The organism is Cupriavidus sp. DB3 (genome assembly GCF_020418465.1).
Lineage (GTDB): Bacteria > Pseudomonadota > Gammaproteobacteria > Burkholderiales > Burkholderiaceae > Cupriavidus > Cupriavidus cauae.
Genome location: NZ_JAIZPL010000001.1, coordinates 354928 through 368329 on the forward strand (window position 1 = coordinate 354928; position 13402 = coordinate 368329).

At 69.2% G+C, this 13402-nt stretch carries 10 protein-coding genes; 7 read left to right on the forward strand and 3 right to left on the reverse strand.

Features of this window, described 5'->3' with window-relative positions:
• Positions 1-77: 77 nt before the first annotated feature.
• Complete coding sequence (locus K7G19_RS01550) at positions 78-1265, forward strand: cytochrome c (RefSeq protein ID WP_226105369.1); 1188 nt, start codon at positions 78-80, stop codon at positions 1263-1265.
• Positions 1266-1369: 104 nt separating this feature from the next.
• Here K7G19_RS01550 and K7G19_RS01555 read toward each other — a convergent pair whose 3' ends face one another.
• Entirely contained in the window at positions 1370-2257 is an 888-nt protein-coding gene (locus tag K7G19_RS01555) for a LysR family transcriptional regulator (RefSeq protein WP_149318187.1), read from the reverse strand.
• Positions 2258-2373: 116 nt separating this feature from the next.
• Between K7G19_RS01555 and K7G19_RS01560 the strand changes: the two genes are divergently transcribed.
• From K7G19_RS01560 to K7G19_RS01570, 3 genes are read left to right on the forward strand one after another with little or no spacing between them, the layout of a single operon-like run.
• A complete protein-coding gene (locus tag K7G19_RS01560; protein WP_150083471.1) occupies positions 2374-3375 on the forward strand; it encodes an ornithine cyclodeaminase family protein in 1002 nt (333 codons plus the stop codon).
• The gene (locus K7G19_RS01565; RefSeq protein WP_226105371.1) at positions 3372-4319 is read left to right on the forward strand and encodes a phosphate/phosphite/phosphonate ABC transporter substrate-binding protein; all 948 of its coding nucleotides are present in this window, start codon (positions 3372-3374) and stop codon (positions 4317-4319) included. The genes K7G19_RS01560 and K7G19_RS01565 overlap by 4 nt, the downstream gene beginning before the upstream one ends.
• Positions 4320-4338: 19 nt before the next feature.
• Positions 4339-5322: a tripartite tricarboxylate transporter substrate binding protein gene (locus K7G19_RS01570; RefSeq protein ID WP_226105373.1), complete on the forward strand. Its 984-nt coding sequence runs from the start codon at positions 4339-4341 to the stop codon at positions 5320-5322.
• Between the two features lie 199 nt (positions 5323-5521).
• Here K7G19_RS01570 and K7G19_RS01575 read toward each other — a convergent pair whose 3' ends face one another.
• Positions 5522-6922: a sigma-54 dependent transcriptional regulator gene (locus K7G19_RS01575; protein WP_149318191.1), complete on the reverse strand. Its 1401-nt coding sequence runs from the start codon at positions 6920-6922 to the stop codon at positions 5522-5524.
• Positions 6919-8868, reverse strand: a complete 1950-nt coding sequence (locus tag K7G19_RS01580) for an ATP-binding protein (protein ID WP_226105375.1) — start codon at positions 8866-8868, stop codon at positions 6919-6921. Before K7G19_RS01580 ends, K7G19_RS01575 begins: the two co-directional genes overlap by 4 nt.
• A gap of 326 nt (positions 8869-9194) precedes the next feature.
• Here K7G19_RS01580 and K7G19_RS01585 point away from each other — a divergent pair, with 326 nt between their 5' ends.
• The 3 genes from K7G19_RS01585 to K7G19_RS01595 all read left to right on the forward strand — a co-directional run bounded on the left by K7G19_RS01585 (position 9195) and on the right by K7G19_RS01595 (position 13388).
• Complete coding sequence (locus K7G19_RS01585; protein ID WP_150083476.1) at positions 9195-10535, forward strand: dicarboxylate/amino acid:cation symporter; 1341 nt, start codon at positions 9195-9197, stop codon at positions 10533-10535.
• A 151-nt stretch (positions 10536-10686) separates the two neighbouring features.
• The gene (gltS, locus tag K7G19_RS01590) at positions 10687-11880 is read left to right on the forward strand and encodes a sodium/glutamate symporter (RefSeq protein WP_226105377.1); all 1194 of its coding nucleotides are present in this window, start codon (positions 10687-10689) and stop codon (positions 11878-11880) included.
• Positions 11865-13388 carry a TAXI family TRAP transporter solute-binding subunit gene (locus K7G19_RS01595; RefSeq protein WP_226105380.1) on the forward strand — a complete coding sequence of 508 codons (1524 nt, stop codon included), beginning with the start codon at positions 11865-11867 and terminating at the stop codon, positions 13386-13388. Before gltS ends, K7G19_RS01595 begins: the two co-directional genes overlap by 16 nt.
• Positions 13389-13402: the final 14 nt, after the last annotated feature.

Consider the following 13402-nt stretch of genomic DNA (forward strand, 5'->3'; position numbering starts at 1 on the left):
TTGAAGGAGGCGTTGGCGCAAGCGTTGAAGGCAGCGTTGGGGGAAGCGTTCGGGGACGCCGCGGCGCGAACGGTTCGATGAACGGCGTGGTATTGCCGCCCTGGCTCGATACGCTGTTGGCCATCGTCGAGCAGGCGCAGTTCGGCCTGCTGCGGCTATGGCACTGGCTGGGGCTGACCGGCGACGCGCACGGACAGCCGGCCTGGCCCTGGGGCCATCGCATCGCCGGCGAAACGCTGCTGATCGATCTCGGCGTGGCGAGGCAACTGGCGTGGACAGGGATCGCCGTCGCGCTGTCGCTGGTGGCGATTGTGCTCACGCTGCCATGGCGGCGCCGGCGCGTGCTGTTGCTGACGATCGCGGCCGCGAGCCTGCTGTTTGCACCCTGGCCTGCGCCGGCGCTGCTGTTCGTGCCGGCGGCGCCGACCAGCTTTCATGCGAGTCCGACCGGATTTTCTGTGGAAGCGATTGCCGTCGGCGCGCGAATCTATGGGCAGCATTGCGCGGCCTGCCACGGTGACGACGGCCGCGGCGAAGGGCCGATGGCGGCGACGCTGCCGCGTTGGCCGCCAACGCTGGTCGGCCCCTTGCTCGGACGCCGTGCCGATGGCGAGCTGTTCTGGCATATCGCCGATGGCATGCGCGATGACGATGGTCGCCTCGTGATGCCGGCGTTTGCCGGCGTATTGCGCGATGACGAAATCTGGGCCGTGCTCGACTACGCCAAGGCGCTCGCGGCGGGCGAGGGTGCGAAGTCGGCCGGCAGCTGGCCGATGGCGGTACCGGTTCCCGATATGGCGATACGCTGCGGCGCCGATGCGCCGCGCCGGCTGGCGCGGTGGCGCGACGGCCAGCGGCTGCGGCTGGTCGCCTTCGACGGCTCGCCCGATCGCATTCCGCTCGAGGATCCACGCTTTCTCACGCTGCTGGTGACGCCCGACGGCAGGCCGCCCGCCGCCGTGCCGCAGTTTCGCAGCGAGTGCACGGCGGTGTCGCCGCAGGCCTGGGATATCGTCGCGCGGCTTGGCGGCGTCGCGCCGGAACGCCTTGCCGGCACCGAGCTGCTGGCCGATCGCAACGGCTGGCTGCGTGCACGCGGCACGCCGCAGCAGAAGGGCTGGTCCGATGCCGATCTGCTGTGCGAGTCGGGCCAGCCGGCGAAGTCAGCATCGGGCGGCAAGCCTGCACCCGATGGGCTGACTGCGCTGCTGCTGCGGATGGACGCCGAGCCGGTGCGCTTCGTCAAGGGCGGGATCGTGCATTAGCGGAAGGCCGGCAAGCGGAGCGCGGCCGTGAGCCGCGGTGAGCGGGGGGGGGCGGCGGTGAGCGGCAGTGCGCGGCGCTATGCGGTGGCGTGCAGCATTGCGCCTTACCGCTTCATCATCGCCACCAGCGTATCGACGAAGTCCAGCGCCAGCCGCGACAGCGGCTCGGTCTCGACATGGAAGATCTGCGCCGATGCCATGACGCGGGTCTTGACCGGCACCGCGACGATGTCGGGCCAGCTCTGGCCGAACACGGTCATCGCATCGACCAGCGCGATGCCGGCGCCGGCCTGCGCCAGCGCACGCGCGACGTGTGCCTGTTCCACCTGCACGCTGAAATCGGGCTGGTCCGCCTCGCCACCGAACATCTCCCGGATCAGCAGGCCGAACGGCACGTCGTCGCCGTAGCCGATCAGCGCCTCGCCGGCCAGTTCGGCCGGCCGCACGGCACTGCGCCCGGCGAGGCGATGGTCCTCGGGCACCAGCGCGACGAGCGGATTGCGCGCCAGCACGCGCGCCTCCAGGTTCGGGTGCGTCAGCGGCATGGTCGACACGCCCAGCTCGACCTGCCCCGACAGCAGCGCGCGCAGCATATTGGCCGGAATCTGCGTGCGCACCACGATGCGGACCTCCGGATGCGCCAGTCGAAAGCGCGCGATCGCGCGCGGCAGCACCGTCTGCCCCAGATTGGGGCTGCACGACACACGCAGGCTGCCGGTGCGGTTCGCCGCCAGGTCCTCGGCGATCTCGTTGACGCGCTCGATGCCCTCGTAGACCGAGTTGACCTCGGCCAGCATGCGGCGCGCTTCCGGCGTCGGATACAGCCTTCCCTTGGTGCGGCGAAACAGCGCGAAGCCCAGGCGCTGCTCGGTATGCGACAGCAGGCGGCTGATTGCCGGCTGCGAGACGTACAGCAGCTTGGCGGCGGCGCTGATGGAGCCCGTCAGCATCACCGCGCGAAAGACTTCGATCTGGCGCAGATTGATTTTCATGACATAACACGATGTTAAGCGTCACCGATATATAAGCATATGACAGTCATGGCCGCGCTCCCTACACTGATTTCGACGAATCCACGATTCGACGATCCACGACATCAGGAGACGGTATGAGCGACATCCATCTGACCTACCTCAACGGCAAGGACATCGCGCAGCTGGCGATGACCGACGCGGAGATCCTTGCCGCGGTCGAGCAGGGGCTGGTGGCGCAGGGCAATGGGCAGACCGTGATCGAGCCGCGCATGCATCTGATCCCGGACCCCGCCTTCAACGGGCACTTCAATGTGCTGCGCGGTTATGTCGCGCCGCTCGGGCTGGCGGGGGTCAAGATCGTCGGCGACTTCGTCGACAACTACAAGCAGGGCCTGCCGTCGGAAATGGCGCTGCTGAACCTGTTCGACCCGCGCACCGGCATGCCGGTCGCCGTGATCGACGCGACCTTCATCACCGATGCCCGCACTGGGGCGCTGACCGCGCTGGGGGCGCGTCATCTGGCGCGGCGCAACAGCAAGGTGCTGGGCCATATCGGCGCGCGCGGGACCTCGTACTGGAATATCCGGCTGCTCGACAGCCTGTTCGACTTCGACGAGATCCGCGTGCACTCGCGCCGCCCCGAAAGCCGCAACGCGTTCGCCGCCAGGCTGGAGCGCGACCTGGGCAAGCCGATCGTCGTGACCGAGGACTGGGAGTCGTGCGTGCGCGGCGCCGATATCGTCGTCGAAGCCTCGCGGCTGGAACGGCCGACGCCGCTGCTGAAGACCGAATGGATCTCGCGCGGCGCCTTCGTCGTGCCCTACGGCACGATGAGCGCGGTCGAGCTGTCGCTGACCGACATCATGGACAAGCTGGTGGTCGACGACTGGAGCCAGTGCAAGGGAGGCATGTTCGGCTCGCTGCGCGCCCATGTCGAGGCCGGCAAGCTGTCGGAGCAGACGCTGTACGCCGAGCTCGGCGAGATCGTTGCCGGCCGCAAGCCCGGGCGGCAGAGCGACGACGAGACCAATCTGTTCTGGCATCGCGGCCTGTCGCTCAGCGATATCGCGCTCGGCCACGCGATCATGCAGAAGGCGCAGCGCATGGGCATCGGCCAAAGGCTGGTCTACGCATGATCGCCAATGCACGCATGTACTCGGTGTCGCCGCAGGCCGGCGCGGTCTGGCGGACGCTGCTGATGCGCGTGGCACAGCGCGCCGGCGTGGAGTTGGCCTATGTCGAGCACGATGCGCCGGCGCCGATCCGCGCGCTGTGGGAGCGCGACGATTGCGCCTGCGTGCTGATGTGCGGCTATCCGTTTGCGACGGCGCCGGTGCGCTACCGGTTGCTGGCGGCGCCGGTGCCCGATCTGCCGCGCTATGGCGGCCTGCCGCGCTACTTCAGCGAGTTCATCGTGCGTGCCGATTCGCCGTGCGCCTCGCTGGCGCAGACCTTCGGCACGCGCCTTGCGTGCATGCTGCCGGAATCCAATTCCGGCTATAACGCGCCGCGCCGCTATCTGATGGAGTTCGGGCTGGTCGACGGGGCGTTGTATCTGCCGACCGAAGCGGCCACGCCGACCCCGCAGGACGTGATCGATGCCGTCATTGCAGGGAGGGCGGAGGTTGGCGTAGTCGACAGTTATGTGCTGGACCTGCTGCGTCTGCATGCGCCCGGGCGGATCGCCGCCTTGCGCACGCTGGCGGTGACGCAGTCCTCGCCGATTCCGCCGCTGGTCGCCTCGCCCGGCATCGACGAGGAGATTGCCGCGCGGCTGCGCGGGGCATTGCTGGACGCGCATCGCGATCCGGACTGTGCCGAAGCGCTCGCCACGCTGCGGCTGGCGCGCTTTGCCGCGGTGGAGCCGGGCGATTACCGGCGCCTGGTCCGGTGGGCGCGCGAGGCCGACCACGCGGGCGTCGCGCTGACCGCGGCGACGCCGGTGGCGCAGGGGCTTTCGTCGCCGCTGTCGCAGCCATCGTCGCGACCGTCGTCGCAGCCGCTGTCGGAGCCACTGTCGGAGCCGCTGTCAGAACCTTTGTCGAAGCCCTTGCCGCACCCCTCCGATCCATTGGCCTGATTCACTCGGGAGATTCACGATGATGCGTCTGCTTTCCACGATACTGGGCGCGCTGCTTGCGGCAAGTGTGCCGCCTGGCGCATCGGCGCAGGGCGGCGGCGGGCAAGCCTATCCCGCCAAGGCGGTCCGGCTGGTGGTGCCCTTTGCCGCCGGCGGCCCGGCCGACGTGCTCGGCCGCGCGGTGGGCGATGGCCTGTCGAAACGCTGGAGCCAGCCGGTCGTCGTCGAGAACAAGGCCGGCGCGGCGGGCACGATCGGCGTCGATCACGTCGCCAAGGCCGCACCCGACGGCTATACGCTCGCCGTGGTGCCGGTCGGCAATATCGCCGTCAATCCTTCGCTGATGCCGAACCTGCCCTACAAGGCGGCCGACCTGGTGCCGGTCACGATGCTGGCGACGGCCGAGAACGTGCTGGTGGTCCACCCTGGCGTCCAGGCCAGGTCGCTCGGGGATCTGCTCAAGCTCGCCCGCCAGCAGCCCGGCAAGCTGACGTTCGCCTCGCCCGGGGCCGGCAGCCAGGCGCATCTGGCCGGTGAACTGCTGCAGCTCGACGCCAACGTCAAGCTGATCCACGTGCCCTACAAGGGCGTCAGCCCGGCGATGACCGACCTCGTCGGCGGCCAGGTCACGATGATGTTCGCGCAGATCTCGGCGGCGCTGCCGTATATCCAGGCCGGCCGGCTGCGCGCGCTCGGCGTGGCCAGCGCCAGGCGCTCGGCCGTGCTGCCCGATGTGCCGACCATCGCCGAACAGGGCTTTGCGCAGTTCGAGGCGGTGTCCTGGTACGCGCTGATGGCGCCCGCCGGCACGCCGCGCGAGGTCGTCGAGCAGCTGAGCCGCCAGACCGGCGAAGTGCTGGCCGATCCGGGCCTGAAGAGCAAGCTCGCGACGCTCGGCATGGACGTCGGCGGCGGCACGCCACGGCAATTGGCCGAGACGATCCAGAAGGAGACGACGCGCTGGGCCGGGGTGATTCGGCAGCGGGGGATTACGGTGGATTGAGCAATCCGTGAGGCAACGCCCGGGGACAGATCGGCGTACAAAATGAAGTGGCCCGCGCAAGGCGGGCCACTGACGTACCTGGAGTCATCACCGGCATGTACATCCGGGAGAGGACAGATTAGGGCAGCGGTCGGATTCCAGCGTAGTTCAAAAGTCCGCGCTCCTTCCCGACTGCTCGCGTTCGCAATGCCTTTGATGGCTATTCCGTCTTGTCGCTCAAATACTCCCGCCGCTCGATCCCATGCCGATGGAGCTTGTCGTAGAAGGTCTTGCGCGCGATGCCCAGCGATTCCAGCGTGGCGCGAACATTGCCGCCGTTCGCGGCGAGCGTGTCGCGGATCAGTTGGGCCTCGTAGCGGTCCATCCGTTCGGCGAGCGTGCCTTCGGCGCTGGTGTCGCCCGAGGTCGCGGCCTGAGCGGCGGGGGGCGTCGGCAACGTATGGACGCCCAGCACGAAGCGTTCGGCGAAATGCAGCAGTTCCCGTACGTTGCCCGGCCACGAGTGCGTGTTCAGATAGCGCCGTACCGCGTCGGTGACCGGCGGCGCCTCGCGCTGGAAGCGGCGGGCGGCCTGGCCGGTGAAGACCTCGAACAGCAGCGGAATGTCTTCGCGCCGCTCGCGCAGCGGCGGCATGTACAGCGTGACGACGTTGAGGCGGTAATACAGATCCTCGCGAAAATCGCCGCGCTGCGCGGGGTCGCCCAGATCGACCTTGCTGGCCGCGATCACGCGCAGATCGACCGGCCGCATTTCGTTGGTGCCCAGCGGCGCGACGCTGCGCGTCTCCAGCACGCGCAGCAGCTTCAGCTGCACCGACGGCGGCATGCCTTCGATCTCGTCGAGAAACAGCGTGCCGCCGTTGGCGTGTTCGATGCGGCCGATCCGCTTGCGTTGCGCGCCGGTGAAGGCGCCGGGCTCGTGGCCGAACAGCTCGCTCTCGATCACGCTCTCGGGCAGCGCCGCGCAATTGAGCGCGACCAGTTCGCCCGCGCTGCGCCGGCTCCAGCGATGCAGCGCGGTCGCCGCCATTTCCTTGCCGCTGCCGGTTTCGCCGACCACCAGCACGTCGACATCGGCATCCGCGATATGACGGATGGTCTGGCGCAGCCGCTCCATCGCCGGCGTCACGCCGATCAGCGGCCAGGCGCTTTCCGCTTGCGTCGCGGCGTCCTGCAGCCGGCGGTTTTCCAGCACCAGACGGCGCTGTTCCCAGGCATGGCCGACGGCGGTCAGCAGGCGATGGGTGGCGTAAGGCTTCTCCAGAAAATCGTAGGCGCCGCGGCGCATCGCCTCGACCGCCTGCGCGATATCGCCATGGCCGGTGATGAAGATCACCGGCAGGCTGGCGTCGCGCTCCAGCACCCGCTCGAACAGTTGCAGGCCGTCGAGCCCCGGCATCCGCATATCGGTGACCAGCACCTCGGGATAGCCGTCGCGCAGGCTGTCGAGAAAGGATTGCGCGCTGGCGTGCGCGTCGACCCGATAGCCGGCCAGGGTCAGGCTTTCGGCTGCTGCGGCGCGAACGTCGTGGTCGTCGTCGACCAGGGCGACCCGGCGTACCGGACCCTGACTGGCTTGCGCTTCGCTGGTTTGCATCATGGAGCTGAATTCAGTGTGATGGTGAAGATCGCGCCGCTGCCGCTTCCGCCGTTTCCGCCGCTGCGGGGGCGCGTATCGAGCGTGCCGCCGAACTCGGCGACGATGTCGCGGCTGATCACCAACCCCAGTCCCATGCCCTCCGGCTTCGAGGTGGAGAAGGGCGTGAACAGCCGCTCGGCGATCTCGGGCGCGATGCCGGGGCCGTTGTCGGCGATCTCGATGCGCACGCGCGCATCGTCCCCACCGTTCGCACCGTCCGCATGGTCCGCATGCGTCGCGATGTCGATCCGCGCATCGTCGCGGCCGGCGACGGCGTCCAGCGCGTTCTGCAGCAGATTGACCAGCACCTGTTCGAGCCGCAACCGTTCCGCCTGCACGCGCAGACCCTTGTCGCCGGAGCGCACCAGGGCGACGGGCTGCGTGCGCAGGCGCGGCCCCAGCAACAGCAGCGCGCCTTCGATCGCGTCGTCCACCGGCGTCGGCTCGCGCGCGCCCGAACCCTTGCGGGCAAACGCGCGCAGCTGGCCCGTGATGGCGCCGATGCGCTCGGTCAGTGCGCCGATCCGCGCGAGGCTGGCGCGCGCGCCGTCGGCCTCGCCGCGCTCCAGATAGCTGCCGGCGTTGTCGGCATAGCTGCGGATCGCCGCCACCGGCTGATTGATCTCGTGCGCGACGCCGGCGGCGATCTGGCCGAGAAAGGTCAGCTTGTTGGCCTGCACCAGTTCCTCCTGCGCGGCGTGCAGCCGCAGCTCGGCCTGGCGGCGTTCCTCCATTTCGGCGCGCAACTGGTCGTTGGCGGCCTGCAGTTCCGCGGTGCGCGCCTGCACGCGCGCGGTCAGCTCGGCGCGGATCGCGGCCTGCTGCGCGTTGTGCCGCCGCAGCCGGCGCCGCGCGTAGACCCCGGTGGCAATGGCGATATAGGCGAGCAGCAGCACCACCAGCGCCTGCGCCTGCATCCGCGCCGCGATGCCGGTCCGCTCGTCGCGGCTGGGCGCCAGCAGATGGAAGGTCCAATGCGTGGACGGTACGGGCAGCGCAACGTGGAGATAGCTGTCGCCGGGCGGGTGTCCGGGCACGTCGGCAAGTATCTCTTCGCCGCTGGCCGGCGGCCTGCGCGCCGGCGCGGCACCGGCTGCCGCGGAAAACGGCCGGATCGGCAGCGGGGCGAAGGTGCCATCGCCGAACTGCAGGCTGCGCCGCAGCTGCTCGGCCGCCGCCTCGCCCAGCGGCACCATCGAGCGGAAGCGCCAGCCGGGCTCGCTGGTCAACAGCACCACGCCATCGCTGTTGGTGACGAAGACCGGCTCGGCCAGGTGCGCCCAGTCTTCCTCGAGGCCGGGGAACTCGACCTTGACGACCACCACGCCCAGCGGCTGTCCGCCGGCATCGTCGAGCCGGTGCGACAGGTACAGGCCGGGGCGGCGGCTGATCGTGCCCAGGGCGAAGTGCTCGGCGGCGCCGCCGGCCATCGCGCCCTGGTAGTAGGGGCGGAAGGCGTAGTTCTCGCCGACGAAGCTGTCGGGGCCGCGCCAGTTGCTCGAGGCGACCGTCAGGCCGCGGCGGTCCACCGCGTAGATCACCGAGGCGCCCGTGCCGGCCGCCAGCGCCTCGAGCTTGCCGTTCAGCGCGGCAAGGCGCTGCGGGTCGGCCGTCGCCAGCGCCGTCTTCAGGTCGGGGTCCTGCGCCAGCACGAACGGCAGCGCGCGATGCTTTTCGAGATCCCGCCGCAGCGTGGCGACGTTGAACTGCGCGGCCGTCAGCGCACGCTGGGTGACCGCCGCGGTGGCCTCGCGATGCGCCGTGCGCTCGACCATCCGCAGCACCGCGACCGTCAGCGCCAGCATCAGCAGCGCGGCCAGCGCGACGCCCGCCGCGGCGCGCGGCGTGAAGGACCGGCGCGCGCGCGCTTGGTCGGTTGGCAGGGTCGAGGCGGGCGGTCGGGCCATCGGCTGGCGAAGTGAGCGCGGAGGTAGCGGAGTGGTCAGGCCCGCACGTCCGATGCTAACGCGGGGTTGTGTGCGTAAAAATTGTGTGGATTTCCATACAGGCGGCCCGAATTCTATGTGGATTTCCACTCAAACGCCAGCGCGCCGCACGGCGCTTCCGAATTTTTCCCTTAAAGATCAACGAATTGTGAAAGACATTCGGCTGGCACACGCATTGCGATAGCGGCTGGTCCGGCGCCGCATCCGCTCGGCCAGGATATTTCAAGAAACTCGCCGCCGCGTGCCCCCGCATGGCGCCCGGCAGCCCATTGGCAGGGGACACCCGCATGATCGACACCCACACCGCCGCGGCCACGGCCGCGCAGCCTCGTCCGTTCTATCGCCATCTGTACGTGCAGGTGCTGGTCGCCATCGTCGCCGGCATCGCGCTGGGCCACTACTGGCCCGATATCGGCTCGAGCATGAAGCCGCTCGGCGACGGCTTCATCAAGCTCGTCAAGATGATCATCGCGCCGGTGATCTTCCTGACCGTGGTCACCGGCATCGCCGGCATGTCGGACCTGAAGAAGGTCGGCCGCGTCGCCGGCAAGGCGATGATCTACTTCCTGACGTTCTCGACGCTGGCGCTGGCGGTCGGCATGATCGTCGGCAACGTGGTCCAGCCCGGCCACGGCCTGCATATCGATCCGGCCTCGCTGGATTCGAACGCGGTGTCCGGCTACGTCGCCAAGGCGCACGATTCGACCATCACCGGCTTCCTGATGAACATCATCCCGACCACGGTGCTGAGCCCCATGGTCAATGGCGACATCCTGCAGGTGCTGTTCGTCGCGGTGCTGTTCGGCATCTCGCTGGCGCTGGTCGGCGAGCGCGGCAAGCCGGTGGTCGATTTCCTGCAGGCCGTCACGCTGCCGGTGTTCCGCCTGGTGTCGATCCTGATGAAGGTCGCGCCGATCGGCGCGTTCGGCGCGATGTCGTTCACCATCGGCAAGTACGGCATCAAGTCGGTGGCCAACCTGGCGATGCTTGTCGGCACCTTCTATCTGACGTCGCTGCTGTTCGTGCTGATCGTGCTGGGCCTGGTGGCGCGCTACAACGGCTTCTCGATCGTCAAGCTGATCCGCTATATCCGTGAGGAACTGCTGCTGGTGCTGGGCACCAGTTCGTCCGAGGCCGCGCTGCCGACGCTGATGCAGAAGATGGAGCGGGCCGGATGCGCCAAGTCGGTGGTCGGCCTGGTCGTGCCGACCGGCTATTCGTTCAATCTGGACGGCACCAACATCTACATGACGATGGCCGCGCTGTTCATCGCGCAGGCCTGCGACATCCACCTGTCGTTCGGCGACCAGATCCTGCTGCTGCTGGTCGCGATGCTCAGCTCCAAGGGCGCGGCCGGCGTGACCGGCGCGGGCTTCATCACGCTGGCGGCCACGCTGGCGGTGGTGCCCTCGGTGCCGGTCGCCGGCATGGCGCTGATCCTCGGCGTCGACCGCTTCATGTCGGAATGCCGCGCGCTGACCAACCTGGTCGGCAATGCGACCGCCGCGATCGTTGTCGCGCGCTGGGAAGGCGAGCTGGACAAGGATCAGCTGCGCAAGGCGATGGCCGGCGAGGCCGTCGCGCCCGCCGCCCCGGGCACGCCCGAGCTGACGCAGTCGGCGGCGTAACCTCCGGTCGCGCTTGCCCGAATGCCGGACGCGGTCGATCGCGTCCGGCATTTTTTTTGCGCATTGCGGTTCGCATTTGGCGCGTCTATGCTGGCATAGATCCATACGCGTCACTTTTCCGCCGGCACAGGCGGGCAAGGATGGGAACTCGATGCAGATTCGCCTCGATCCGGTCACCTCGGTGCTGATCGCCGTGCTGGTCCTGCTGCTCGGTACGCTGATCAATCGCCGGGTCGCCTTTCTGTCGCGCTACAACATTCCCGATCCGATCACCGGCGGGGTTCTGTTTGCTGCCGTCGCGGCGATTGCGGTCGCGCTGTTCGACTTCCGCGTCGTCATCGACGCCGCCATCAAGCCCGTGCTGCTGCTGATGTTCTTTGCCGGCGTCGGCATGGGGGCGGACCTGCGCGCGCTGAAGCAGGGCGGCAAGGCGCTGGTGATCTTCCTGATCGTGCTGTTTCCTTACATCGTGGTGCAGAACACCGTCGGCGTCGCGATGGCCAAGGCGCTGGACCTGCATCCGATCTTCGGGCTGGTCGGCGGCTCGATCACGCTGGTGGGCGGGCACGGCACCGGCGCCGCCTATGCCGAGCGCTTCGCCGAGATCAACAATCTGCAGTCCGTGATGGAGCTGTCGATGACGGTGGCGACGATCGGCCTGATCGTCGGCGGCATCATTGCGGGGCCGGTCGCGCAGTACCTGATCTCGCGATATCGCCTGCGCTCGCAGGGCGAGGACGAAGCGAGCGTCGAGGCGGAGGCCCATGGATTTCCGATCACCACCGTCGCGGCCGTCGGCGCGCTGGGCGGCATCCTGGTGGCGGTAGTGGTCGGCCGCTGGCTCGCCTCGCTGTTCTCGGGCCAGGCCATCACGATCCCAGGCTTCCTGTGGTGCATGCTGACCGGCATCGTGATCCGCAACCTGCTGCCGCTGACCGGCGTGCGCTTCGACGACCGGCCCGCCGAGCTGATCTCCAATGTGAGCCTGTCGCTGTTCCTGGTGATGACGATGATGGCCCTCGACCTGGTCGACGTGGCGCTGTCCGCGGGGCCATTCATCGCGATCATCGCGATGCAGGTGGTCTTTATCGTGCTGTATGTGGTGCTGGTCTGCTTCCGCTTCATGGGGCGGGACTACGAGGCCGCGGTGCTGTCCGCCGCCTTCATCGGCTTCAACATGGGCTCGACCGCCACCGCGATGGCCAATATGCAGGCGATTACCGCCAAGCACGGACCGGCCCCGAAGAGCTTCGTGGTGGCGCCGCTGGCCGGCGCCTTCTTCGTCGACATCATGAATGCCTTCGTGCTGACGCTGATGCTGGCGATGCCATGGATGGGAGGCTGATCGTGCGCCGCCTGTTCTTCGCGCTGTTTGCCCTGGTCGTCGCGTCGCTGCTGGCGGGATGCGAGCGCGGCCCGGACGCCGACGCGCTGCGCAAGGACGTCGCCGCGCGGCTGGCCCAGGCGCTGCCGCCGGGCACGGTGCAGCTGGCGGAACTGCGGCGCCAGGGCTCGCAGACCGATCGGCGCGGCCCGCCGGGCGAAGACCGGCGTGTCGTCTACTTCGACGCCGAGCTGAAGCTGACGCGCGACTTCGACTTCGGCGCTTGGGATGCGCCGGGCGTCGCCGGCCTGATCTCGGCGCTCGGTGCGGCGCCCAGGGGCGTGCAGGGCATCGCGCTGGGCGGCAACAAGGCGGGCGACATCATCCGCGCGCACGGCGCCGCGGTGTACCGGGAAGAGAATGGGCGATGGATGCCCGTGGTGCCGGGCGGCTATCGCCCGGTCACCGCGCCCGCCTATGCGGCCAGCGCCCCGCAAGGCGCGGCCGCGATGCTGGAGGCCGTGCGCCGCATCGTCGAATCCGTGCCGGCCGAATCGTCGCCAGAGCAGCACGCGATGATCACGCAGGAACTTGCCGCCGCGCATGCCAGCATCCGCGCCCGGCTGGCTCGCGCCAAGCAGGGCTACCCGCTCGCAGCGGGCGCCGAGGGCGGGCAATACCTGCGCTTCGCCCAGGCGCTGGCCGCCAATCCCGGCGCGCGCGTGGTGCCGCTGGTCACGCGCGGCGGCGACGAGAACCTGCGGATGCTGCGGCAGGGCAAGGCCTCACTCGCGCTGGCGCAGGCCGATGCCGCGCTCGACGCCTATCGCGGCGACGGCGACTTCGCCGCCGATGGCCCGTTCACGTCGCTGCGCGCGATCGGCAGCCTGTATCCGGAGGCGGTCCATGTTCTCGTGCGCGCCGATGCAGCCGTCAAGACGGTGGCGGACCTGCGCGGCAAGCGCATCGCCATCGGCGAGAAGGGCGGCGCGTCGCAACGGACGGCGTTACGTGTGCTTGCGGCGCACGGCCTCAAGCCAGCGGATTTTGCCGGGCGCGAGCTGGGCATCAACGCCTCGCTGGTGGCGCTTCGGCAGGGCGAGGTCGATGCCGTGATCCAGATCATCGGCGTGCCGTCGGAAAGTATCCGCGACGCGCTGGCCGCGATTCCGCTGCGCCTGCTGCCGCTCGGCGACAAGGCCGCCGCCGCGCTCGCCGATTCCGGCCGCGGCTATTTCCGCTATACGGTGCCGGCAGGCACCTATGCGAACCAGGCCGCCAGCGCGGCCACCGTGGCCGTCGCCGCGCAACTGCTGGTCGCCGCCGATCTGTCCGACGCCGAGGTCGGCGCGATCGCCCGCAACGTCTATGCGCCGGGCGCGGACTTCACCGCCCGCGGCAGCGCCCAGGGCGCGCAGATCTCCCCGGCCAACGCGACGCAAGGCCTGTCGGTGCCGCAGCATCTGGCGGCGGCGAGGGCGATCGAGGCGCTGGTCAAGGGCGGCGCGGCAGCGCGGCCGGGGCGATGACAACCCTTCGACCG

Coding starts and splice junctions, on each gene's coding strand:
- K7G19_RS01580 (WP_226105375.1), bottom strand. CDS start 8,868: ATGGCCCGACCGCCCGCCTCGACCCTGCCAACCGACCAAGCGCGCGCG.
- K7G19_RS01575 (WP_149318191.1), bottom strand. CDS start 6,922: ATGATGCAAACCAGCGAAGCGCAAGCCAGTCAGGGTCCGGTACGCCGG.
- K7G19_RS01585 (WP_150083476.1), top strand. CDS start 9,195: ATGATCGACACCCACACCGCCGCGGCCACGGCCGCGCAGCCTCGTCCG.
- K7G19_RS01555 (WP_149318187.1), bottom strand. CDS start 2,257: ATGAAAATCAATCTGCGCCAGATCGAAGTCTTTCGCGCGGTGATGCTG.
- K7G19_RS01550 (WP_226105369.1), top strand. CDS start 78: ATGAACGGCGTGGTATTGCCGCCCTGGCTCGATACGCTGTTGGCCATC.
- K7G19_RS01560 (WP_150083471.1), top strand. CDS start 2,374: ATGAGCGACATCCATCTGACCTACCTCAACGGCAAGGACATCGCGCAG.
- K7G19_RS01570 (WP_226105373.1), top strand. CDS start 4,339: ATGATGCGTCTGCTTTCCACGATACTGGGCGCGCTGCTTGCGGCAAGT.
- K7G19_RS01595 (WP_226105380.1), top strand. CDS start 11,865: ATGGATGGGAGGCTGATCGTGCGCCGCCTGTTCTTCGCGCTGTTTGCC.
- gltS (WP_226105377.1), top strand. CDS start 10,687: ATGCAGATTCGCCTCGATCCGGTCACCTCGGTGCTGATCGCCGTGCTG.
- K7G19_RS01565 (WP_226105371.1), top strand. CDS start 3,372: ATGATCGCCAATGCACGCATGTACTCGGTGTCGCCGCAGGCCGGCGCG.